Below are 23,000 nucleotides of genomic sequence, written 5' to 3'. Positions count from 1 at the left end.
GTACGTCACCCAGACGCCCCGCCGCACTGCGTCGTGTTCACGATTGTGTGCAGGTGGGGCGTGAAGTTTCAGGAATGGGCCCACACAGGATGCGTTCAGCCTTAAGCTGCGGCACCTCAAACCAACCTGTTTCCGAGTGGAGCCCCCCTCATGCAGCTCCCGCAGTTCCAGACCCTCATCGACATCTTCAAGCGCAGCACCTCCACCTTCGGCAGCCGCGACCTCTTCGGAGAGAAGAAGAACGGCCAGTGGGTCTGGACGACCTACTCCCGCTTCGGAGAGATGGTCGACGACCTGCGAGGAGGGCTCGCTCAGCTGGGCGTGGGCGCGGGCGACCGCGTGGCCGTCATCTCCAACAACCGCCTGGAGTGGGCGGTGGGCGCGTACGCCACGTACACGCTCGGCGGCGCCTACGTCCCGATGTACGAATCGCAGCAGGTGAAGGAACTGCAGTTCATCCTCAACGACAGCGGCGCCAAGGTCGTTTTCTGTGCCACGGATGACATCGCGCAGCGCATTCAGTCCGTCCGCGCGGAGCTGCCGCACCTGGAGCACATCATCCGCTTCAGCGGCACCACCAGCGACACGGACAGCTTCGCGACGCTGCTGCGGCGGGGCGCCGAGACGCCCACGCCCCTGGTGAGCCCCAAGCCGGCGGACCTGGCCGGCCTCATCTACACGTCGGGCACCACGGGACAGCCCAAGGGCGTGATGCTCAGCCACGCGAACATCGCCCGCAACGTGTCGGCGATGCACGAAGTGTTTCCCATGGGGACGGAGGACCGCTCCCTGGCCTTCCTGCCCTGGGCGCACGTCTTCGGCCAGACGGTGGAGCTGCACGCGCTGCTGTCCATGGGCGCTTCCATGGCCATCGCGGAGGCGGTGGAGAAGATCATCGACAACCTCTCCGAGGTGAAGCCCACGCTGCTGTTCAGCGTGCCGCGCATCTTCAACCGCATCTACGACGGCCTGCAGAAGCGCATGGCCGGCGAGAAGGCGGTGACGCGGTTCATGTTCCACCGCGGCCTCGCGGTGGCGGCCCAGCGGCGCGCGCTCGCGGAGGCGGGCAAGTCGAGCGGCCTGCTGGACCTGCAGCACGCCTTCTTCGACAAGGTGGTCTTCTCCAAGGTCCGCGCGCGCTTCGGCGGGCGGCTGAAGTACGCCTTCTCCGGTGGGTCGGCCATCTCCAAGGAGGTGGCGGAGTTCATCGACAACCTCGGCATCACCGTCTACGAGGGCTACGGCCTCACGGAGACGTCGCCCATCGCCACGGCCAACTTCCCCAACAACCGGAAGATCGGCTCGGTGGGCAAGGCGCTGCCCGGGGTTCGCGTGGAGATCGACACGGCGGCCACCGGCGAGGCGACGCAGGGCGAAATCGTCGTCCACGGGCACAACGTGATGATGGGCTACTACAACAAGCCCGAGGAGAACGAGAAGGTGTTCACCGGGAACGGCGGCTTCCGCACCGGTGACATGGGCTACCTGGATCCGGACGGCTACCTCTACATCACGGGCCGCATCAAGGAGCAGTACAAGCTGGAGAACGGCAAGTACGTGGTGCCCAGCCCCATCGAGCAGTCGCTGGCGCTCTCCACCTACATCGCCAACGCGTTGGTCCACGGCATGAACAAGCCGTACAACGTGGCCATCATCGTCGTGGACGTGGACACGCTGAAGAAGTGGGCCACGGAGAAGGGCCTGGACACGACGTCCATGCCGGAGCTGCTCAAGCGTCCCGAGGTGCTCCAGCTCTACCGTGAGCAGGTGAACGAGTTCACCCGCGACGTGAAGGGCTATGAGCGCCCGCAGCGCTTCCTGCTCGTCAGCGAGGACTTCACCGTCGCCAACGACATGCTCACCCCCAAGATGAGCGTGAAACGCCGCAACGTCGTGGCCCGCTACAACGACGCCATCGAGGCCCTCTACCGCGAGGGCAGCGACCGCAACGTCTCCGCGGCCTAGCCGTCCTGCGTCCTGGGTGGCGGGCAGGGGCTCATCCCCTGCCCCACCCTGCGTGCGGGCGCGCGCCGGGAATGCGGGAAGGCCGGCGTGTCATCCTCGTCACCTTCGCCTTTCCGTGTTGACCCGCGGAATCCCCCCGCCCTATCTCCGCGTTCCTCCTGGTTTCGGCGGGACAGCGCACGGAGGCGCGCACACCAATGGCGAGCACGGTCACCCCGTGGGTCGGGGTCATCATGGGCGGTAAGAGCGACCTGGAGCACCTGCAGCCCGCGGTCGACATCCTCAAGGAACTGGGCATCCCGCACGAGGTGCGCGTGGTGTCCGCCCACCGCACCCCGGACTGGATGATGGAGTACGCGTCCACCGCAGAGTCGAGGGGGCTGTCCGTCATCATCGCCGCGGCGGGCGGCGCGGCGCACCTGCCGGGCATGGTGTCGAGCAAGACGCTGCTGCCCGTCATCGGCGTGCCCATGCCCACCACGCTGCTCAGCGGCCTGGACGCGCTGCTGTCCATCGTCCAGATGCCCAAGGGCGTGCCGGTGGGAACGCAGGCCATTGGCAAGCCGGGCGCCGCCAACGCCGCCCTGCACGCCGCGGCCATCCTCTGCCTCAAGTACCCGGAGCTGCGCGAGCGGCTCGCGGCCTGGCGCAAGGCGCGTACTGACGAAGTGCTGGCGCACCGGGAGCTGTCATGAGCCCCCGCGTGGTGCTGCCCGGCGGCACGATTGGCATGCTCGGCGGCGGCCAGCTGGGGCGGATGATGGCCCTGGCCGCGCGCACGCTCGGCTTCCAGGTCCAGGCGTTGGACCCGGACGCGGACTGCCCGGCCCACTCCGTGGTGGACCGATGTGTCACCGCGTCCTTCGGTGACACGGCGGCCGCGGAGACGCTGGCGCGCGCGTGCGACACCGTGACGCTCGAAATCGAGAAGATTCCCCTCGCTACGCTGGAAGCGGTGGCGCGGCACACCCCCATGCGCCCGGGCGCGGACGTGCTCCGCGTGATTCAGCACCGGGGACGGCAGAAGGGCTGGCTCGCCAAGGGTGGTTTTCCCCTGGGCCCGTGGCGCGAGGCGCACTCCGCCGCGGAGCTGGCCGAGGCCATCCAGGCGCTGGGCGGACGCTGCTTCGTGAAGTCCAGCGAGGGCGGCTACGACGGGCGCGGGCAGGTGGAGGTGACTTCCGCGAACGAGGCCGCCCAGGCGTGGCGCGAGCTGGGTGAGCGCTCCGTGGTGGTGGAGGCCGCGCTGGCGCTCCAGTCCGAGCTGTCCGTGCTGGTGGCCCGCAGCCCCAATGGGGAAGTGGCGGTGTATCCGCCGGCCTTCAATCACCACGAGGAGCGCATCCTCGCGTGGTCGCTGCTGCCGGGGCCGCTGCCGCCCGCGGTGTTGAACAAGGCCACGGAGCTGGCGCGCGGCATCACCGAGTCGCTCCAGGTCGAAGGCCTGCTCGTCATCGAGCTGTTCCTGCTGAAGGACGGCAGCGTGCTCGTCAACGAGCTGGCGCCGCGCCCGCACAACAGCTTCCACTCCACCGAGGTAGCGTGCCTCACCTCGCAGTTCGAGCAGGCGGTGCGCGCGGTGTGCAACCTGCCGCTGGGCTCCGTGGAGGTGGTGCGTCCAGCGGCCATCGTCAACCTGCTGGGCGACTTGTGGCTGAAGGACGGCGGCCCTCGCTTCCAGCAGGTGCTGGCCATGCCCGGCGTCCGCCTGCACCTGTACGGCAAGCGGGAGGCGCGCAAGGGCAGGAAGATGGGGCACCTGTCCGCGGTGGGCAGCTCGCCCGAGGACGCGCTCGCCCGCGTGCAGGCCGCCGCCACCGCGCTGGGGATGTGAGGCCGTGAAGACGAACACCGCCCGGCTCCTGGACTCGCTCGGCGTGAAGTACGCGCTGCGCGACTACGACGTGGACCTGGAGGATTTGTCCGCGGAGTCGGTGGCGGCCAAGGTGGGCATGCCCGCCGAGCAGGTCTTCAAGACGCTGGTGGCGCGCGGCGACCGCACCGGCGTGCTGATGGCGGTGGTGCCCGGCAACGCGGAGCTGGACCTGAAGGCGCTGGCCCGGCTCAGCGGAGACCGCAAGGTGGACACTGTGCCGCTCAAGGAACTCCAGCCGCTCACCGGATTCATCCGGGGCGGCTGCACGGCCATCGGCGGCAAGAAGGACTATCCCGTGTACGTCGACGAGACGATGGAGCTGTTCGACGCCATCGCGGTGTCCGCGGGCGTGCGTGGCACGCAGCTCGTGCTCGCCCCCGCGGACTACCTGCGCGTGACGAAGGCGAAGACAGGCCCCATCTCCCGCGACAAGGCCTGAGTCCGGCTCACGGTGATTCGGCCGGTGACTGTCCCTGCTCGGGAACGAAGAGCACCTTGCCGGACGTCATGTCCGCCGAGGCGATGCGCACCGCCTCGCCCGCCGACTCCAGCGGGAGCCGGGCGCGCACGGGCGTCTCCAGCGTCTGCCCCACCAGCGACGGCACGCCCATCAGCGCCTTGATTTGCGCGGCGCCGAAGCCTTGCCGGTGCCACTCCGACAGCCAGAAGCCCTCCACCCGCTTGCGCCCGAAGATGAGGTCCCCGGGCGCGATTCGGCACTCCTGTTCGGAGAGCGAGCCATATACGATGACGGTGCCGCCCTCCGGCAGCGCGTGGAGCAGCTGCCCGGTGAGCCGTCCGCCCACCGGGTCGAAGGCGAGCAACACCTTCAGCTCGTGACACAGGCGGAGCAGCCGCTCCTCGAACTCGGGCTCGTGGGTGCTCAGCACGTACTCCGCGCCCAGGTCATGAAGCAGGGCCACCTGCTCCGGGCGCCGCACCACGTTCACCATGGCCACGCCCCGGCGCTTCGCGAGCGCCAGCAGCATCCGTCCCATGGTGCCCGCGGCGGCCGTCTGGGCCAGCGCGGCGTGGCCACCCTCCTTCGCGCGCTCCATCAACACCCACGCGGTGAAGGGATTGATGAAGAGGCTGGCGCCCTGCTCGTCGGAGACCTGGCCCCGCAGCGGCAGGCACTGGCCCAGGGGCACCGCCGCGTACTCCGCCCACAAGCCGTCCCCTTCGCCGGGCGCCACACATGCCACGCGGCGCCCCACCAGGAGCCGGCCCGCGACGCCGCCCGAGGCCACCACCGTCCCGCTGGCCTCCAGGCCCGGCACCACGGGCAGCGGCTTGCGGATGCCGTACTGCCCACGCATGAACATCAGGTCCGCCGGGTTGATGGGCGCCGCCGCCACGCGCACCAGGACCTGGCCCGTGGTGGGCCGAGGCACCGGCCGGGATTCCACGCGCAGGGACTCCGGCCGTCCGTCATAGGCGGTGAGGACCAGCGCGCGCATCGTCTCGGGAACGACGGGGCTCTTCATCGGCAGACCTTTTTCGCCACCCATGCGTGAAAGGAACAGTTCCTGCCCGGCCTACATCCGTGGGGAGTCGATGAACGCCACTCTATTGCAACTCCATCATCGCGAGGCCTTCGAGCAGACCGTGACGCGCGCGCTCACGGCCGGTGCCGGGGCCGGCGTGTTGCATCTGGCCATGACACGCGTCGGGGTGCCCCTGCCGTTGGCGTGGCTCGTCCCCGCTGCCGTCGTGCTCGGGTGTGCACGAGGCGACAAGTGGGACCGCGTGCTGCTCGGGGGCCTGGGGGTGCTCCTCACCGCGCTGCCCTATGCCCTGGGCATGGCCCCTGGCTGGACGGTGGCGTTCAGCGCGGCGGCGGCGGGGGCGCTGCTGGTGCGCTCGCGGCTCAGTGAGCGCGGGGAGAATGGCCAGGTGGCGGAAGCCCGCCCCACCCTCTTCCACTTCGGACTGGGCGCGGCGCTGTGCGCGGGATTGACGCTGGGCGGCATGGAGGTGTCCCGCGTCTTCTCCGCGCGACTGGCGGACCTGGCCGCGCCGGCGCTGTTGGGCGCGGGCGCGGCGGGCGGCATCCTGGGCCTCTTCGTGGGACTGAGCGCGGTGGCCGCGCACCTCGCGCTGTCCGCCGACCCGGTGGAGGCGCGCGTGGAGGCACTGCTGCCGCAGCTCGCCGGTGACTTCCATGCGCTGACCGAACGAGCGCTGAACCTGTATCGGCAATGTGGCCAGTCCCTGGCGAGGCTCCCGCGTGAGCCCGCGCGCGAGGAGCTGGCGCGCACCCTGGGGAAGATGACGCGCGACGCGGCGGAGCTCGCGTCCGAATGGGCGGGCGTGGAGGCCCAAATCGAGGAGCGCGCGCAAGCGGACCTCCAGGCCGAGCGCGACGATTTGGAGCGCAGCGCCCGCGCCAGCACGGATGCCGTCGCCCGGCGCCAGCTCGAACTGGCCGCGGCCTCCCTGGGCGAGGAGGTGGAGCGGCTGGGCGCCCTGAAACACCGGCGCGAGCGCATCCTCGCCCGCCTGAGGGTGGAGGTGGCCCAACTGGAACGGGCCCGCGTGGCCCTGTTGTCCCTGCGCAGCGGACAGGCCCAGCTCAAGGCCGCGGAGCTGTCCGCCCTGGCGCGCCGCTTCCGCGCCCTCTCCTCCCTTCAGTGGGAGGAGGCCCAATCCATGGAGGACGTATCTTCAATGATTCAAGGGGCTTCCATGCACTCGCCTTCGTTGGAAGCCAGACAGGCGGAGGGGGAGGAAAGCCTTGTGGCTGGCCCAGCAGGCGAGCAGCCGAGGGTCCGCGAGTCCTGAGCGACGGGTTCCGGTCCTGGCGAATTGCCACGCCGTGACATACGGCCCTGCACCTTCTTTCCGGGAGGGCATGGAGCCTGCGGTGGGTTCGGCTACAATTTCCACACATGAGCCTGCCCCTCTCCTCCGCACCAGCCCCCGCCTGGCTGTGGAAAGGTGACGAGCCGAGCGTCACCTCGGTGTTTCAGCCCATCGTGGACTTGCTGCGTGGTGAGGTCATCGGGCACGAAGTGCTCTCGCGGGGACCGGGCGAGTTCCGCGAGCCGCACGTGCTCTTCACGCAAGCGCGATTGGAAGGCTACACGTGGGAGCTGGAGCGCGCGTGCTGGACGTCCGCGCTGCGCTGCATCTCCACGCTGCCGGAGGCGCAACGCAGCGCGCCCTTCTTCTTCAACGTCAGCCCGGATGTGCTGAGCGACCCGCGCTTCGGGGATGGCTCCACGGAGGAACTGCTCGCGCGCTACGGACTGAATCCGAAGAACCTGGTGCTCGAAATCACGGAGAAGGCGGCGTTCGAGGACAACGCGTTGCTGCAGCGGCTGACGCGACAGTGTTCGGCGCTGGGCTTCGGCATCGCGTTGGATGACTTCGGCGCGGGGCACTCCGGGTTGGTGACGCTGGTGAACAGCGCGCCGCAGTTCATCAAGCTGGACCAGGCGCTGGTGCGGGACATCCACCGGCACAGCTATCAGCAGCACCTGGTGAAGTCGCTGGTGGCCTTCGCGGCCAGCGTCAACGCGACGCTGATTGCCGAAGGTGTGGAGACCTGGGACGAGCTGGCCGTACTGCTGCGGCTGGGCATCCGGCACGCGCAGGGCTACCTGGTGGCCCGCCCCGCGCCCGTGCCCGTGCTCCCCAGCGTCGAGTTCGAAGCGCGGCGGCATGAAGCCATGCGCGCGCTCGACTTCCGCGAGGACGAGGACGACGACACGGTGGGCAGCATCGTCATCCGCCGCGTCTGCGTGGAGCGGCCCGTGCCGACAGAGGAGCTGGAGCGGTTCTTCCAGCAGAAGGCCGACGTGGACCACGTCGCCGTGCTGCATGGCGAGCGGCTGGAGGCGCTGGTGTTGCGGCGCGTGACGGCCACGAAGGGCGCGGCGCAGGTGGCGCCGCTCATCGTCGAGGACCGGATGGCGCTCACCACCCTGGCGCGGCTGGCCATGGAACGCGCGCCCGAGGCGCTCTATGACCCGGTGGCTGTCACGGATGCCCAGAAGCGGTTCCTGGGCACCGTCACCATGCAGCAGCTCATTCGCCGCGTCACGGAGCTGCTGGAGCGGCACACGCCGGCCTGATTACGGGCACGGCTGCGGCGCGATGCGCACGACGCGATAGTCCGACTTGTTGCCCCAGTTCACGCGCGGACCGCCGCAGGTGCAGCCCGACTGCCCGACGAGCTGCGTATGGCCGCTGTCCTGGTAGAACTCGTACCAGAACTGCAGGGCACACCCGGCGAGCGCTTCCTCCTGAGTGTCGAGGGACAGCTCGGCGTCCTCCTGCTCCACGCCGCCACAACCCGTCAGAAGTCCCGCCAACAACGCCATCTGACCGATACGTCGAATCATCCGCAGACAAGCCTCCTGGGTTGAACGGCAGTCAGCGCAGTTCCGACATGGCGCTGAATGCTCTGACTGCAATGGTGTCAAGGAGCGCCGATGCTCCGCCCTTCTCCACATGGCTTGGAATTCAATCCTGCCCCTTGCGGAAGCCACCCACTGCCTTGAGCACATTCCAGACGCCCATGAATGGCGGACCGGCCTCTCCCCGTGCTGCCGACAACGTTACTCAGTGATACTGAACAGCGCTTGCCAAACACAGGCGCGCCCCCTCTGCCTGCGGACAGGAGCACCCTTGAGCACGAAGCGGTACTTCAAGCGAGATGCAGAATCCGAGTACCGAGAAGGCATCTGCTACATGGAGATCACGGGGGACTGGCCGAGCCGGCAGATTGAAATCTACGGAGAAACGTGGCTCTGGGGTGACGAGAAACACCTCGAACACCTTGCGGTTCAACCGTTCGAGGTTCTCGACCTGGGCGAGGAGTACGAAATCCCATCTGAGGAATTCGAACGCGCCTGGCAGGAGGCAATGAAACGCACCCCGCCGAAATGAGGCAGGGCTCACTCAGCCCCGAAGCCTGGCCTTCTGTAGCGCGTTCCAATGGGCATCGATGCGCGACGCCAGCGACTCCAACACGCAGGGTCCCGCGGTCAGCAGCGTCGCCTCAATCTCATCGAGATTCGCCCACCACGCCGGGGCTCGGCTTGTCCCGTGAGCGAATGCCCGACACGCGCTGCACCACACCCAGGAACCTCCCAGACGACCACCGGGCCGCGCATGGAAACAGGCATGGACCGGCGCGTGTTCGCAGAGTGGACATGCGGCGGGCATGTGCTCGGGACGGCCTTCCAAGGCCTTCCGCAGCGTCGCGTCCAGCGCGTCGCACTCAGGTCCGTCATGCCACGCCGGCACCTCCGTAGGCGTGGAGGTCATGAACGTTCCTCAGGGCGCGATGTCCAAGCCCGCCACGCCCTCGAAGCGGACGGCGCTGCCCTTGCGGATGCCGACCTTCTCCGTCCAGCCACCGGGCACCTCCAGCACGTACTGGCTGGGCACGCCCACGGAGCGGGACTCCAGTGAGCGAGGCACCGCGCGCGACACGATGCCCGCGATGCGCAGGTCTGAAGTGATGAAGATCATGTCCAGCGGGATGAGCGTGTTGCGCATCCAGAACCCCTGGACCTCTTCGTGCGGGAAGAGGAAGAGCATGCCCTTGCCCTCCGCCAGCTCCTTGCGCCACATCATGCCCCGGGCACGTGTGCCCGCCGTCGCGGCGATCTCCACCTCCACCCGGTGCGCCCCGCCGAAGGCATCCTCCAGCCGCACATGTCCTCGCGGAAGCGGCTGCATGACGTAGTCCTCGGCGGTGACGTCGGTGACGCGCGGACGGGGCTCGGCGGCCTTCGGCGTGGCACGGGGCGCGCTGCCCTGCGCCTCCTGCTGGCAGGCCGATGCCAGCAACGGCACCGCCACCACCATCCACCGAAGGCCGTGCTTCATGAGTGCGAGTGCAGCGGCTTGTTGAGCAGCTTCTCCGTCAGCTCGCCGCCGAGGCTGTCGGACATCAACCCTTCCACCACCGTCTCGAACTCCACCCGCTGCGCTTCGCTGCTGTAGATGAAGCGGATGCCCATACCGGGCTCGTCCGCGTCCGCTTTGGACCAGACGACCTCGCCCAGCAGCTCGAAGGGGGCCTCCCGGTGTGGCACCGTCAGCTTGAAGAGGAAGCGCGTGCCGATGGGCAGCGGCTTCTTCGTCTTGATGAACGTGCCACCCTTGCTGATGTTCTTCGTGTAGTCCGCGAAGAACGAGTTGAGCTTCTTGTAGTCGACCTTCAGCTCGATGGGCGCGCGCCCGTTCTGGCGGTGCTCTGGACCTGTCTTCTGTTCGGACATGCTGGCCGGGAGTATAGGAGAGGCCATGCGGCAAGTCCTCACCCGCGCCTCTGGCCTGTTGCGTCGCCCCGCCGTCCTGGCCACCGTCCTCCTGCTCGCGGGCGGGGGCTCGGCGCTCGTCCTGCTCCCCCTCTTCGGCGTCCCGGGCTTCGAGCTGAGCCTGGCCCTCTCCATCGCCGTCGGCCTGCTCGGAGGGGGGATGGGCATCGCCGCGGCCGCCCAGGAGCGTCGCATCCTGCTGGGCACCGCACCGACCCCACCGGGCGCCCTCCGGCCACAGACGCCCGGCGGCGCGGTGGCCCGGGCCCTGGGCGCCGCCCTGCTCCTCAACGTCGGCGTCCTGGTGCCCCCCTTCCTGGTGGCCACCCTGTTCGCCTGGTTGCGCACCGCGTGTGACCCGTTCGCACTGGTGGGCTTCTATCCGATGCTCACCCTCCCTTCGGCCGCGCTGGCCGCCTCCGCGGGCGTGCTGTGCGGCTTTTCGGCCGAGCGCCCCCGCCGGGCCGTGGGGCTGTACGCGCTCCTCGTCCTCGTATCCGCGGTGCCCACCGCGTGGCCCATCGTCGCCGGGCCCCAGGTGTTCGCGTTCAACCACTTCCTGGGACACATGCCCGGGCCCCTCTACGACGAGGCCCTGGGTGTCTCCGCCGCGCTCGGCTGGTTCCGCCTGGAGACGCTGCTGTGGGTCACCGTGCTCGCGGGGCTCACCTGCGCCCTGCTGGACCTGGGCACCGGGCGCCTTCGCCGGACCGGCCTCCGCCGCGCAACCCTGGCCGCCCTGGTGCTGCCCCTGGCCGCCATCGCCTTCATGGAGGCGCGCGGCCCCGCCCTGGGCCTGCGGATGACGGACGCGTGGCTCACCCGGGAGCTCGGCGGCCTGCGGGAGACGGAGCACTTCGTCTTCCACTACTGGCGAGGCAAGCCGCGCGAGGACGTGGACCGCTTCGCGCGGGATTTGGAGTTCCGCTGGGCCCAGACGCGGCACTTCCTGGGCGTGGCCCCCACCGAGCCCATCCACGTCTGGCTCTACCGCGACGAGCATGAGAAGCAACGCCTGGTGGGCGCCGGCCGCACCCAGTTCGCCAAGCCCTGGCGCCACGAACTGCACATCCAGGACCGGCCCTTCCCCCACTCGGTGCTCCACCATGAGCTGGCGCACGTCATGGCAGCCCCCGCGGGCAGTGGCCCCTTCCGCGTCACCACCCGGCTGGGCGTCTGGCCGTTGATGGGCGTCATCGAGGGCTTCGCCGTCGCCGCGGACGGCCCAGTACAGGGCGACCTCACGCTGCACCAGTGGGCGGCGGGCATGCGGCGGCAGAAGCTGGCCCCGGACATGCGCAAGCTGATGGGGCCGCAGGGCTTCTACCAGTCGGCACCCGCGCGCGCGTACACGGTGGCGGGCTCGTTCCTGCGCTACCTGGCGGACACCTATGGCGCGGACCGGCTGCGGGCCGTGTATGCCCATGCGGACTTCGATGCCGCGTACGGACGTCCCCTGGGAGAGCTCGTCACCGAGTGGGAGCAGTACGTGGACGCGCTCCCCCTGGACGAAGCCTCCGTGGCGCGGGCCTTCGCGCGCTTCCGCACCGGCAGCCTCTTCACCCGCGCCTGCGCCCGCGAGGTGGCGCGGCTGTCGGACTCCGCCCGGCAGGCGCTGGCGAGCGACCCCGAGGACGCGCTGGAGCGCTACCGCCGCGCCGCCGAGCTCCAGCCCGAAGAGCCCAGCTTCCGCATCGGTGAGGCCGTCGCCCTGTCCCAACTGGAGCGATACGCGGACGCGGACGCCGTGCTCGCCGCGGTGGGCGAGCGCATGAAGGGCCAGGCCGTGCTGGAAGCGGAGGTCGCCATGGCGAGGGCGGACGTCGCGCTGCGCCGCGAGCAGCCCGGCGAGGCCCGCCGCTTCCTCGACACCGTGCTGTCGAAGGATGCCGGGCCGGAGCTGACGCGCACCGCCCAGGTGAAGCTCGCCGCCATGGAGGACGCCGCGCGCCAGGCCCCCATCGACGCGTACTTCCGGGCCGGCCAGGACGAGGTCCGCCTGCTGCTCCTCGCGCGCGCCCTGACCGCGGTGCCCACGGACCCGTTCCTCAACTACCTCATGGGGCGCCGGTTGCAGCAGGTGGGCTCGCCCGTGCTGGCCACGGGCTACCTGCAACAGGCCCTGGCGGCGGAAGGCCTGCCGGAAGCGCTCCGCCGCGAGGCCCTGCGCATGCGGGTGGAGTCCGCCTACCTGTCAGGAGACTGCGGCGCGGTGCGGCACGAGGTCGGTGCACTACCGGACTTTGGCGCCGCCTTCCGGGCCTCCGCGGACGAGTGGCGGGAGCGCTGCGACTTCGAGGAGAAGACCTTCCGCGGACTGCTGGTGCCACGACAGGCTTTCCGCTAGCCACGCTTTTCGGCTAGGCAGGCAGCCAGACAGCGGTGACGTGCCAGCCTGGCAAGGAGGACGTGGATGCGTTTCGAGTCGCGGCATCGGATTCAGGGGACGGTGGATGAGGTGGAGCGCGCGCTCCTCGACGAGCGGTACTTCGAGTTCCTCCTCAAGCACCACGGCGTGCTGCTGGAGCTGCAGCCCCTGGAGGTGAAGCCGGACGGAGACGTCGTGCGCCGCCGCGTGCGCTACCGCCCCAAGCCCGTCATCGAGAAGATTGGCCCCAAGACGGTGCCCCCGGAGTGGTTCGCGTTCGTCGAGACGTCCACCTATGACAAGCGCCGCAAGGAGCTGACGTTCGAGAACATCCCCACCTCGAACAAGATCTCCAAGATGCTGGTGAACACCGGCACCATGCGCTTCCGCGACGTGGGCGGTGGCCAGACGGAGCGGGTGATGGACGGTGAAATCTCCCTCAAGCTGCCCTTCCTCCTCAAGCCGCTGGGGCTCATCGCGGAGAAGGTCATCCAGGCGGAGGGCCTGAAGATTCTCGACAACGAGGTGCCGGTGCTCAACCGGTTCATCGCCGAGGTCATCCGCCCCGGTTAGTCGTCCACCCGCCCCCGGCGGGGCCTGGGAATGGGTTGACTTCCGTTGGGTTGTCCCAATAAGGCCCCGCCATGCTCAAACGCTTCCTCGCCTTCAGCGTCCTGTCCCTGCTGGCCGCGTGCGCCCCGAAGCGCATCCCCGGCACGGACATCGTCGACAACTCCGACACGCGCGCCATCCTCGCGGTCATGGAGCAGTACCGCACCGCGCTGGAGGCCCGGGACGCCCAGGCCATCCAGGCGCTCATCTCGCCTTCGTTCACGGATGACGGCGGCACGCCGAGCGACCCCAGCGACGACCTGACGGCGCAGACCCTGGTGCCCTACCTGGAGCGGGTGTTCCCCCGCATCCAGGGCCCTCGCATCGAGCTGAGTGTCCGCCGCATCCAGGTGGGCGAAGGCGTGGCCGCAGCCATCTACTACTGGAACGCCTCCTGGCGGATGCCGACGCTCCACTCGCGCCCCATGAAGGAGTCCGAGCTGGAGCAGATGGTGTTCCGCAAGGAAGACGGCACCTGGAAGATCATCACCGGCATCTGACGCCGTCGGGCCCTCACAGGCCCAACAGCGCGGCGAAGCCCTCGGGCCCCATGGCATTCAATGCCCGGGCCCGGTTGAGGTAGGTGCGGTAGTCCTTGCGCACCAGCTTGTCCGCAGGCAGCGGGGACAGGTGGTAGTCGCGGATGCGGCTCGCCGTGAAGCGCACCGCCCCGTAGAGCGCATGGCCGAAGAGGTTCGTGCGCTCCACGGCGGACAGCGGCCGGACGTCCACGTAGCCGCGAATGAAGGCCCGGCACAGCTCCGGCAGGTACTGCCCGCCGTCGAAGCACCAGGCATTGAGGGTGATGGCCACGTCCAGGCCGTAGTCCTCCCGGCACGCCATCTCGAAGTCGAAGAAGGCGCCCACGCGGTCCCCCAGCCACTTCACGTTGTCCATGAAGAGGTCCGCGTGGATGACGCCGCGAGGCTCCAGCCCCTGCCGCACCGTGCGCGCCGTCTCCAAGTCGCGTTGCAGTTCACGCGCCACGGCCGCCAGCTCCGCGTCCGGGTGCGCCGCCAGCGCCTCCAGCCAGCCGCTCACCGTCTCCGGTCCGTAGGGATTCTCCCGCGAACCGGAGAAGGACTGCGTGTCGCGGTGCAGCTTGCCCAGCTCCGCGCCCAGCCGCTCCAGGTGGTCAGCGGTGAGAGCCGGGTGGCGCAGCTCCTCGCCCGGCAACCAGCGGAAGACGCTGACGCGGCCGCCCTCCAGTTCCAGGAAGGTCGCGCCGTCACGCGTCGTCAGCTGCACGGGCCCGGGGAAGTGGTACGCGGCCAGGTGCGCGAGCAGCGCGGATTCGAAGCGCAAATCGTCCGCGGAGCGCACCGTGGTGTGGCGCACGAAGTAGCGCCCGCTCTGCGTCTCCACGCGGTGGTTGGTGTTGATGGAGCCTTGGGGAATGGGCGTCACCTCACGCACAGCTCCGAGCCCGAATGCCTCCGCGACCCGCTCGAATGCCTCGAGGGGTAGCGCCGTGTGTACCGCCATACCTCTGACCTCCATCGTCCGTGTTCACGCCGCCGCCCCCCGTTGACAGTCCAGGGGACCGTTCCTATCTGAGCGCGGCTTCTATACCCGGCACTACGGCCGGCGCACATCCAACTCCAGCGCGGGGGACAGGTCCATGGGCACCGAAGGGCGCAAGGACTGGCAGCGGCGCGAAAGCCTCACCAGCGCGCTGGTTCAGGTGGGCGTGGTGGCGGTGCTGCTCGCGGGCGCGGTGGTTTTCTTCGTCCACCGAGGCACCGTCCGCAAGCAGACGGAGGAACACCTGCGCGCGGCCCGCATGGCCGCCATGCGTGGCAACCCCGCTGACCTCGCCCGCGCGATGACGGAGCTGGAGGCCCTGTTCCAACTCGACGCCGAGGCCCGTGACGCCCAGGCCCTGGCCGCCGACATCCAGACGGTGCTGTGGCTGGAGCACCGTCAGCCCGGCGCGGACGCCAAGGCCCGCGAGCACCTGTCCCGCGCGGTGCAGTTGGAGTCGCAGTCCGGCGAGCGCTACGGCGCCCACGCCCTGCATCTGCTGGCCGCGGGCAAGTCCGCCGAGGCGGAGCAGTACCTGGCCGGGCTCGAGGCCCGCGGCGCCAACAACGCCCGGCTGACGCTGGCCCGGGCCCTGGCACTCCAGGCGCGCGGCGACCTTCCCGGCGCGAGGCAGGCCTTCGCTCGCGCGGCGGAAGCGTCCTGGCGCGATCCGCGCTTCACCACCGCGTACGGCGAGGCCCTGATGGACGAAGGCCAGTACCCGCAGGCGGTGGAGGCCTTCGCCAAGGCAACCAGTGTCAACCCGGACCACCTGCTGGCCCGCGTGTCCACCGCGCTGGCCCACACCTACCAGGGGCGCAAGACGGAGGAAGCGCAGCAGGTGCTCTCCGGCCTGGAGGCCCGGGGCGCGGAGCTGACGCCCGGACTGAAGGCCCGTGCGGGCGCGCTGAAGGCGGAGCTGGCGCTGGCCCGCGGCGCGCCCGACGAAGCCCTCTCCGCCGCGGACGAAGCGCTGAACGCCGTGCCCGATGAGCACTACGCCCTCTTCGCCCGGGCCCGGGCCCTGGCGGTGAAGCGTGACGCCCAGGCGCGCGCGGCCTTCGAGGCGGCCGTGGCCCGGCGCCGCAATGCCCCCCTGCTCTACCTGGACGGCGCGCGGGCGCTTCAGGCCGCGGGCGACAACGGCGGCGCGGTGGCCCTGCTGGACGCGTACGAGGCCACCTTCGGCCCGGTGCAGACCACCACCCCGGACGGAAAGAAGGCAGGCCTCTTGGAGAAGGACGGCCGCTACTGGCTGGCGCGCGGCGGCGTGCTGGAAGCCGCCTCCCGTCAGGACGATGCCCTGGTCGCCTACGACAAGGCCCTGGCGGCACGCGGCGTGGACCTGGCCCGGGCGCAGTACGCCAAGGGCGCGCTGCTGCTGGCGCGCAAGGACTACGAGGGAGCCCGCCCGCTGCTGGCCGCCGTGGCACCCGACAGCGGCGCGGGCACGATGGCGGAGGCGTATACCGCCATGGGGGACCTGCTCTTCGCGCAGGGCGAGCACGCCGCCGGCTGCCAGCACTACTTCTTCGGCCTCGCGCGAGCCCGGGCGCAGGGCACGCCCCGCGAGGCGCTGGCGGAGCGCGTGGAGGACATCCGCAAGCGGCTGGAGTCCGCCGGCCAGGCCAGCATGGCCAAGGCCTGGAAGGCGGAGTCGGGCTCGCTCCTGGAGCCGTGAACCCCAGCCCGTTATTCGAGGGTCATGTATGCCGGGTCAGCCACTCGCCGCGTCATCAGCGAGCCCGGGCCCCCACTGTTGACACAGTAACCCGTCGGATTGCCACAACCGGCCTCGGGGTTGCCCCAGTAGACCGACATGTTCATCCACTCCAGGCCGCCGATGTAGTTCCCCCGCCCTGCCAGGCCATGGGCACCACATGATTCCAGGTCTCCCACGCGAGCCCCGCGCTGGTGTCATCCGCCAGGAAGTCGCCGTTGCCGATGGTCTCATAGATATGCCGGGCCGCGTCCGGGTAGAGGCCGTGTGAGCCCTTCGCGGAGTAGGTGACCGGATGCCAGCCCGTGAAGGCGAGCAGCTTGTCGCCGAACGTGAAGGTCTGCCCATTCGCGTGCTGGCTCAAATAGACTTGCGACGGGCGACCATCGACGAAGCGGACGGTGAAGTGCTCCCAGTCCCCCACGTGGTTGCCAAAGGTGGAGTACCCACCGACGCAGCCAATCCCGCCGATATAGACGCCGATGCACACCCGCTTCCCGTTGTTGTAGGGGTAGAAGGACCAGTAGAGGACGTCCGTCACGCCGGCCAGCTGGCCCGACTGGGGCCGCGAGATGATCTGCGCATAGACGGGCACGGACGTCTGGTCCGGCCGCTGCCCATCGAGGAAGGCAGGGTCCGTGCATGAATCACAGCCCAACGGCTGATTCGTCACCAGGTGCCCGTTCACCTCGTGGACATTGGCGAGATGGAACTCCGTGCTGGACGGGAAGTAGGACTCGTCCGCATGCAACCAGATACGCGGCGCGAAGGAGACGACGGTCCGCGTATCCACCGCGCCCCCCCGCAGCTCCTCGTTGACCGTGGCGCTCTTGTTGAGGACCCAGTAGCGGCTGCTCCCTCCCGTGTCGCTGTGACTCGGCCGGGAGATGAACGTCGACGCGAGCAACCCGCGGTGGTCCTTGGGGACGGCCTGCCAGAGACCGGCGTCCCGGTCCGCCCCTGAGCCACTGTCCGTCCAGAGCGTCTGCGGGTCGGCGGCCAACACATACGCGCTCTTCACGCAACGAATCAGCTCGGTCGAAGGCTTGGAGTATCCCCGCACCGCGACGTGGCCAAGGCAGGTGTAACCCACCGGCGCGACAGGCTCCCAGAGCGAACCATCCGAGTCGCCACCAGAGCCCTTGTCGTTCCAGGTCAGCGCATAGTCGGTGGGCCTCGCCAGGAGGTCCCCCTCACCACGGACCACAAACGACGCCGACGGCGCCACGCCATAACGCGTCATGCCCACGTCTCCCAACGAGAAGAAGCCCGGGTGTTGGGAGAGGTCGGGGCGCCAGATGGCGATGTTCGACGATGCCCCCGAGCCCCGGTCGTCATAAATCCAGGTGAACCCGGTCACCGGCCGAAGCTCGAGCTGCTGCGAAAACCGCAGGGGCGCCTTGTCCGAGGACAGGGTGAAGTCACCAGCCTGCCCCGTCGCGGCGGTCGCGGCGACCAGTTGGTAGCTCCCAGGATTCAGCGCGACGCTGAGCTGCGCGTTCTTCCCACCACCACTGTGGTCATCCTCGGCCAGCACGTTGCCATTCGCATCGAGCAGATAGAGGTAGGTGTCCACGGAGGAAGACAGCTTGACTGTGACGATGTCCGTGGGCCCCGCGAAGTCCAGATGGAAGGTCGGGTTGCCAGCACTGGAGGGACTCTTCCCTCCAGAGGCTCGCCAGTGGCCATAGACGATGTTGCCGTTGAAGCCCGCCCTGCGCTCCCCCAGTTGCGTCTTGAAGCCGTAGTCCGAGGTGAGCCCACCGCCGATCGAGCCGTTACCCACGCGGAGCCAGCACGAGCGCTTGCCTTCGTTGAACGTCCCGCCCGTGCAGCTCGAGTCGTTGGAACAAGCGGTGTAGCACTGCGTCGCGCTGGTGGTGCTGATGAACCGGCGTTCGCCCGTCCCCCAGAAGGTCGCGCCCACGGTCATCCGGCTACGGAAGAACGCCTCACGCTCCGCGCCCCCCACCTTGAACGCCTGGTCCGTGGGGATTCCGCCACCAATCGCCCCGCTCCCGGTGCGCAACCAGCAGAGGCGCTTGGCCGGGTTGAACGTGCCTCCAGTACAGGACGGGTCGTTGAAACAGGCCGCCTGGCATTCATTGCCATGCGAGGTGGGGTAGGTCCGGAGCCCCCCTGTTCCCCAGAACGTCGCGGCGACAGTCATCGGAATGTACCCCGCCTCCACGGAGACTTCCGAAGTGACCTCGTGAACCGGCCCGTCAATCGCTGACAGGTCCTCCGGACCACATGCCATGGCCAAGGACAGAGAGGCTGCGACAAGGCCCCATGGTGAAAAGTGCTTTTTGATGACCATCAGGCGTGAACCCTCAGCGAAAAATTTCACCAGGGATTCACCCTAACACCACGGCTGTCTCGAAAAACCAGCTATTTAGGTCTTGAGCAAGATTGGCATCGTCGCGGACACAAGGGCACGGCGTCCGCGGAGGAGGCGTCCAACCGCCCCCGCCACGAACCGGCGCTAGAGGAGGTCCGCCGGGCTGATGGACTCCGGGCGGGCGCGCACCACGCGCCACTCGCCGTCCTCTTCCTTCTCGAAGGCGCCTTCGATGAGGTAGGCGTTCAGCACGCTGTCGGCGGCCAGGTCCTCCACCTTCTCCGCCTGGGAGCGGCCGAAGATGAAGCGCGCCTGGAACTCCCCTTCCGAGGGCGACACCTCGCGCACCTCCAGGTTCGTCACGAAGACGCGCACCCACTGGCCACGCAGCACCTGCGCGGTGAGGATGCCGCGCACGTCCTTCTTCGACCAGCCGCCCTGCCCGTTGGAGCGGAAGCGCTCGGAGACGTGCTCCATCACCCCACCCACGTCCTTCCCCTCCGCGGCGCGCGTCATCACCACCACCTGGCGGCGGATGGCCTCCTCCACGGTGAGCTGCTGCCGCGGCCAGAAGTACAGCACCGCGCCGGCCGCCAGCAGCGCCAGCACACCGCCCACCACCTGAGAGCGCGTCACGTTCACCATGGCCCCTCTCACGCCGCCTCGGGCTCGAGCACCAGTTCGTCCGCGTCGATGATTTCCGCGGGCCGCAGCGCCTCGCCAATCTGCTTCAGCCGGCGGTCCGACAGCTGCTCCAGGTACGTGCGGATGTCCGGAACGGCCGTCACCAGTTCGTGGAAGGCCGCGCGCTCCAGGAAGGCCGCCGCCGTCTTGCGCGCCGCCGCCACCGTGGCCGTCGCGCGCAGGCCCGTCAGCAGGGAGATTTCGCCCGCGACCTCGCCCTCGCGCAGCATGCCCAGCGTCACCACGCCGCCCGCCGGGTCCTCCTTCTGCACCACCAGCTCACCGGCCAGCACCAGGAACAGCCCCGGCGAGTGCTCGCCCTCCACCAGCACCTTCTCCCGCGCCTGGAGCGCCCGGAAGGCGAAGCGCCGCAGCAGCGCGCCCCGCTCCGACTCCGGCATCGTCTGGAACATGGGCGAGGTGGCCATCAGGTTGCGCGCCATGCGCTGCTGCGCGAAGTCCGCCAGCACCTGCGGCACCGCGGGGTGGCTCTTGGCCACCGCGTTGAGGTGCTCGCGGCGAATCTCGAAGACTTCCGTGTCCGACACCGCGGACACCGTCGCCGTGGGCGGCGCGCCCGTCAGCAGCGCGATTTCACCGAAGATGGAGCCGCCGCCGAGGAAGCCCAGCGTGCGCGCCTCGCCCTCCATCTGCCGCGTCACCTCCGCCTTGCCGGCGACCAACACGTAGAGGGAGTCGGCGGGCTCGCCCTCGCGGCTCACCGCCTCCTCCGGCTTCACGCGGCGCCACGCCATCAGCCGCACCAGGTCCACGAAGGCATCCCGGTCCAGCTCCGCGAACAGCGGCAGCGGCGGACGGCTGTTGGGGTCCGCGGCGCCGCCCGGGTCCGTCGCGGCCAGCACTTCGATGGCGCGGCTGGACAGCTCCTCGCCCTGCAGTCCCATCAGGTCCGTCTCTACCTTGCCGTCGTAGAGGGTTTCGGGCGGCAGCGGCGGAGGGACCACGGCGCGGCCCGGCGCGTTGCGCACCGCGCGCGAGTGCACGCGAAACAGCGTCTCCTTCAGGCGCCGCTCGTTGGGCGCCAGGTCCAGCGCCAGCTTGCACGCGGCCATGGCGGACAACAGGTAGTCCCGGCGCAGCAGGCCCTCCGCGCAGGCATGGTAGGCGGTGACGGCACGCTCACGCTCGCCCAGCTCCGCTAGGCAGCGCGCGGCCAGCATCCGCGAGCGGTGGTCCGCGGGGGCGCGGCGGACCGCCTCGGCGAACACGGCCAGGGCTCGCTCGAACTGGCGCTCCTCGATGAGGTCCATCCCGAGCTCACGCAGCGACGACTCGTTCATCCCTTTTCTCCCCGGCAAATCATGGTCGGCCCGCCGCCACTCACGGCTGGAGCTCGCTCAGATACATCTCCGCCTTGCGCTTGACGTCGGAGCCTTCCGAGGCCGTCTCGATGACGACCTTGAACATCTCCGCCGCCGCCTGCGGATCCCTGTCCCGCTGGATGTAGGCCCGGAGGAAGAGCTCCTCCGCCTTCTTCTGCAGGTTCTCCAGTCCTTCACGCGCCCGCCCGTCGCCCGGATTGAGCCGCAGCGCCTCGCGGAAGTGCGAGCCGGCCGCGCCCAGGTCCCCCTTCTTCAGCGCGCTCTGCCCCGCCGCCAGCGATGAAGACGCGAGCTGTTCGTCGATGGTGTTCCCCAGCGAGCCCCGGAAGCCAATCTGGCGGTACAGCTCCGCCGCGCGCCGCAGGGGCTTCGCCGCCGCCTCCAGCGAGTTGGCGTCCAGCTTCTTCTGCCCGTCCTCCAGCGCGCGCCGGAACTGGGGAATCAGACGCTTGAGGGCCAGGGCCCGGTCCTTCACGTCCTTGTCCGCCCGGTACTTGTCCGTCACCCGGTCGCACTCCAGGATGGCGCGCTGGTAGTCACCGCCATTGAAGCGGCGCTCCACGTCGGTGAAGGCCTCGGCGATGAACTCCTTGCGCTTCTCCTTGGCCACCTCCGCCGCGCGGGCGTTGGCGTTGCGGGTGCGGCGCGACACATCCTGGGCCTCCTTCGCCAGCTCGGACTCCAGGTCCGTCAGCTTCACCTCGTAGGCCGGCCGGTTCAGCGGCGGCAGCTGCGCGATGAGCGGGCGAATCGTCTCCGGGTCGCGCGAGGCGAAGGACTCCTCCACCTGCTGGAGCCGCCAGGCGATGTCCTTCTCCTCCAGCTCCGTCGCCAGCTTGCGGCGAAGGTCATCCGTCTTCGCCGTGCCCTGCGGCGTCGCCTCCAGCTTTGCGCGCGCCTCGTCGAACTGCTTCTCCTCGATGAGGCCCCGCACCGCGTCCAGTGAGGTCATCACCTCCAGCTGCGTGCGCGCGCCCCGGGCCAGGTTGTCCGCGTCGATGCCCGGAACCAGCTTCTCCGCCTCCCCGACGAGGCGGACGGCGTTGGCGAAGTCATCCGCGCGCACGGACTCGCGCGCCTGCTGCATCAGCACCTTCGCCTTCTCCACCTTCGGGTCCGGCGGAGGCGGGGGCGGCGGCCCGGACGGAATCAGCATCAGCCCGACGACCAGCACCACCACCAGCGCGCCACCGCCGCCGATGAGCGCCTTCTGCTTGCCCGTCAGTCCCCCGCTGTTCGAACGCGTCGGCGTGCTGCGGATGGGCGGACGGGGCCGGGGTACGGCCACCGCGCCCTTGCCACCGGAGCTCTCCTTGAGCGAGTCGGGCAGCTTGTAGTTGGCGTTGGTGGCCTCGTTGAAGCGCGGGTCGTTCGGATCCACCTCGCTGCCACGCGCGGCGGCCTGGTTCTTCCGCTTCTCCTCCGCCTCGCGGGCGGCCACCTCGCGCCCGCGCTTCTCCTCCGCCTCGCGGGCCTCCGCCTGGGCGCGCAGCTCCTTGATCTGCTCCGCCTCGTCCACGAAGCGCAGGCGCGTCTTGCCCACGGAGATTTCGTCGCCGTGCTTCAGCAGGCACTCGTCCACGCGCTGGTCGTTGACCTGGGTGCCACTGACGCTGCCCAGGTCCCGCATCACCACGCCGGCCTGCCCGTACACCAACTCCAGGTGCCGGCGGGACACGGACTGGTCCTCCAGCACGAAGTCGCAGTCCTTGTTGCGGCCCACCACCATCCGCACGCTCTGGAAGCGCTTCTTGCGGCCCTTGTCCGGACCCTCCAGCACCACCATCTGTACCGGCGGACCCGCGCGCGTGGCGTCCGCGTTGTCGTCTTCGTCCTCGTCGCGAGAGCGGCGCTCCGCCTCCACGGACTCGACAGAGGCCACGCGCGTCTCCCCCGTGCGGGAGCGGCCCGGTTCCTCCTCGCCGTAAAGGTCCGGGTTGGGCGGCCCGTCGTCTGGATAGCCGTCCTCGCCGGATGCGGGAGCTGCGAAGTCCTCGTCCTCGGACGCGGGACGGCGCCGGGCGGGGGACTTCATGGAGTCTGGGTCCTCACCCGCGGAACCACCGGAACGGCCGGCGCCAGCACGGGAAGAGGGAGGAGGACGAGGAGGCATGGGGTGGGTTCCAGTCTCGAAGCGCCGGGCATCTTAGAGCGCCGTCTCCATGGTGGGAATGCGGACAGGCCGCGGATCAGGGAAAGAACGGGGGCCCTTGAGCGTTGCTCCCGGCGGCGCCCCCTCCTATGTAGGCTGCCACATACCCCATCGACTTCACCGCGGGAGTTCCGAAA

General features: G+C 69.5%; 20 protein-coding genes. 11 read left to right on the top strand and 9 right to left on the bottom strand.

Annotated features, from left to right (window positions below; genetic code table 11):
• Positions 1–150 precede the first annotated feature (150 nt).
• The 4 genes from OZ403_RS12970 to ybaK all read left to right on the top strand — a co-directional run bounded on the left by OZ403_RS12970 (position 151) and on the right by ybaK (position 4,280).
• A complete protein-coding gene (locus OZ403_RS12970; RefSeq protein ID WP_268784334.1) occupies positions 151–1,965 on the top strand; it encodes an AMP-dependent synthetase/ligase in 1,815 nt (604 codons plus the stop codon).
• Positions 1,966–2,162: 197 nt separating this feature from the next.
• Positions 2,163–2,660 (top strand): 5-(carboxyamino)imidazole ribonucleotide mutase, encoded by a 498-nt coding sequence (gene purE / locus OZ403_RS12965; protein WP_140853892.1) that lies wholly within the window; start codon positions 2,163–2,165, stop codon positions 2,658–2,660.
• Positions 2,657–3,799, top strand: a complete 1,143-nt coding sequence (gene purK, locus OZ403_RS12960; RefSeq protein ID WP_140874353.1) for a 5-(carboxyamino)imidazole ribonucleotide synthase — start codon at positions 2,657–2,659, stop codon at positions 3,797–3,799. The genes purE and purK overlap by 4 nt, the downstream gene beginning before the upstream one ends.
• Before the next feature lie 4 nt (positions 3,800–3,803).
• Positions 3,804–4,280: a Cys-tRNA(Pro) deacylase gene (ybaK, locus tag OZ403_RS12955; RefSeq protein WP_268784333.1), complete on the top strand. Its 477-nt coding sequence runs from the start codon at positions 3,804–3,806 to the stop codon at positions 4,278–4,280.
• 7 nt (positions 4,281–4,287) lie between these two features.
• On the opposite strand, the gene OZ403_RS12950 is transcribed toward ybaK, so the two are convergent.
• Positions 4,288–5,328, bottom strand: a complete 1,041-nt coding sequence (locus tag OZ403_RS12950) for a zinc-binding dehydrogenase (protein ID WP_268784332.1) — start codon at positions 5,326–5,328, stop codon at positions 4,288–4,290.
• Positions 5,329–5,398: 70 nt separating this feature from the next.
• On the opposite strand from OZ403_RS12950, the gene OZ403_RS12945 reads away from it, so the two are divergent.
• On the top strand, positions 5,399–6,625 hold the full coding sequence (locus OZ403_RS12945; RefSeq protein WP_268784331.1) for a hypothetical protein: 1,227 nt from the start codon (positions 5,399–5,401) through the stop codon (positions 6,623–6,625).
• A 107-nt stretch (positions 6,626–6,732) separates the two neighbouring features.
• Positions 6,733–7,920 (top strand): EAL domain-containing protein, encoded by a 1,188-nt coding sequence (locus OZ403_RS12940; RefSeq protein ID WP_237078261.1) that lies wholly within the window; start codon positions 6,733–6,735, stop codon positions 7,918–7,920.
• Here OZ403_RS12940 and OZ403_RS12935 read toward each other — a convergent pair whose 3' ends face one another.
• Positions 7,921–8,190, bottom strand: a complete 270-nt coding sequence (locus tag OZ403_RS12935; protein ID WP_268784330.1) for a hypothetical protein — start codon at positions 8,188–8,190, stop codon at positions 7,921–7,923.
• A 286-nt stretch (positions 8,191–8,476) separates the two neighbouring features.
• Here OZ403_RS12935 and OZ403_RS12930 point away from each other — a divergent pair, with 286 nt between their 5' ends.
• Entirely contained in the window at positions 8,477–8,737 is a 261-nt protein-coding gene (locus OZ403_RS12930) for a hypothetical protein (RefSeq protein WP_268784329.1), read from the top strand.
• Between the two features lie 390 nt (positions 8,738–9,127).
• On the opposite strand, the gene OZ403_RS12925 is transcribed toward OZ403_RS12930, so the two are convergent.
• Positions 9,128–9,664, bottom strand: a complete 537-nt coding sequence (locus OZ403_RS12925) for a DUF192 domain-containing protein (protein WP_140796430.1) — start codon at positions 9,662–9,664, stop codon at positions 9,128–9,130.
• A gap of 17 nt (positions 9,665–9,681) precedes the next feature.
• On the bottom strand, positions 9,682–10,080 hold the full coding sequence (gene plpQ / locus OZ403_RS12920; protein ID WP_002639025.1) for a motility regulator PlpA: 399 nt from the start codon (positions 10,078–10,080) through the stop codon (positions 9,682–9,684).
• A 25-nt stretch (positions 10,081–10,105) separates the two neighbouring features.
• Between plpQ and OZ403_RS12915 the strand changes: the two genes are divergently transcribed.
• The 3 genes from OZ403_RS12915 (at position 10,106) to OZ403_RS12905 (ending at position 13,599) form a co-directional block, all read left to right on the top strand.
• A complete protein-coding gene (locus OZ403_RS12915) occupies positions 10,106–12,466 on the top strand; it encodes a hypothetical protein (protein WP_268784328.1) in 2,361 nt (786 codons plus the stop codon).
• A gap of 66 nt (positions 12,467–12,532) precedes the next feature.
• The gene (locus OZ403_RS12910; RefSeq protein ID WP_268784327.1) at positions 12,533–13,060 is read left to right on the top strand and encodes a hypothetical protein; all 528 of its coding nucleotides are present in this window, start codon (positions 12,533–12,535) and stop codon (positions 13,058–13,060) included.
• A 71-nt stretch (positions 13,061–13,131) separates the two neighbouring features.
• The gene (locus OZ403_RS12905) at positions 13,132–13,599 is read left to right on the top strand and encodes a nuclear transport factor 2 family protein (protein WP_140797961.1); all 468 of its coding nucleotides are present in this window, start codon (positions 13,132–13,134) and stop codon (positions 13,597–13,599) included.
• A 13-nt stretch (positions 13,600–13,612) separates the two neighbouring features.
• Here OZ403_RS12905 and OZ403_RS12900 read toward each other — a convergent pair whose 3' ends face one another.
• Positions 13,613–14,584: a homoserine kinase gene (locus tag OZ403_RS12900; protein ID WP_268784326.1), complete on the bottom strand. Its 972-nt coding sequence runs from the start codon at positions 14,582–14,584 to the stop codon at positions 13,613–13,615.
• A 136-nt stretch (positions 14,585–14,720) separates the two neighbouring features.
• Here OZ403_RS12900 and OZ403_RS12895 point away from each other — a divergent pair, with 136 nt between their 5' ends.
• The gene (locus OZ403_RS12895; RefSeq protein ID WP_268784325.1) at positions 14,721–16,304 is read left to right on the top strand and encodes a tetratricopeptide repeat protein; all 1,584 of its coding nucleotides are present in this window, start codon (positions 14,721–14,723) and stop codon (positions 16,302–16,304) included.
• Positions 16,305–16,446: 142 nt separating this feature from the next.
• Here the strand turns inward: OZ403_RS12895 and OZ403_RS12890 are convergent, their stop codons facing one another.
• The 4 genes from OZ403_RS12890 to OZ403_RS12875 all read right to left on the bottom strand — a co-directional run bounded on the left by OZ403_RS12890 (position 16,447) and on the right by OZ403_RS12875 (position 22,824).
• Entirely contained in the window at positions 16,447–18,513 is a 2,067-nt protein-coding gene (locus OZ403_RS12890) for a Vps62-related protein (protein WP_268784324.1), read from the bottom strand.
• A 315-nt stretch (positions 18,514–18,828) separates the two neighbouring features.
• On the bottom strand, positions 18,829–19,329 hold the full coding sequence (locus OZ403_RS12885) for a hypothetical protein (protein ID WP_174259250.1): 501 nt from the start codon (positions 19,327–19,329) through the stop codon (positions 18,829–18,831).
• Between the two features lie 8 nt (positions 19,330–19,337).
• Entirely contained in the window at positions 19,338–20,669 is a 1,332-nt protein-coding gene (locus OZ403_RS12880; RefSeq protein ID WP_174258743.1) for a cyclic nucleotide-binding domain-containing protein, read from the bottom strand.
• A gap of 40 nt (positions 20,670–20,709) precedes the next feature.
• Positions 20,710–22,824: an FHA domain-containing protein gene (locus tag OZ403_RS12875; RefSeq protein ID WP_328285525.1), complete on the bottom strand. Its 2,115-nt coding sequence runs from the start codon at positions 22,822–22,824 to the stop codon at positions 20,710–20,712.
• Positions 22,825–23,000 lie beyond the last annotated feature (176 nt).

Origin of the sequence: Myxococcus sp. NMCA1 (assembly GCF_026810205.1) — a bacterium.
In the GTDB taxonomy this organism is placed as follows: Bacteria; Myxococcota; Myxococcia; order Myxococcales; family Myxococcaceae; genus Myxococcus; species Myxococcus xanthus_A.
This window is presented reverse-complemented; position numbering and strand designations above follow the sequence as displayed.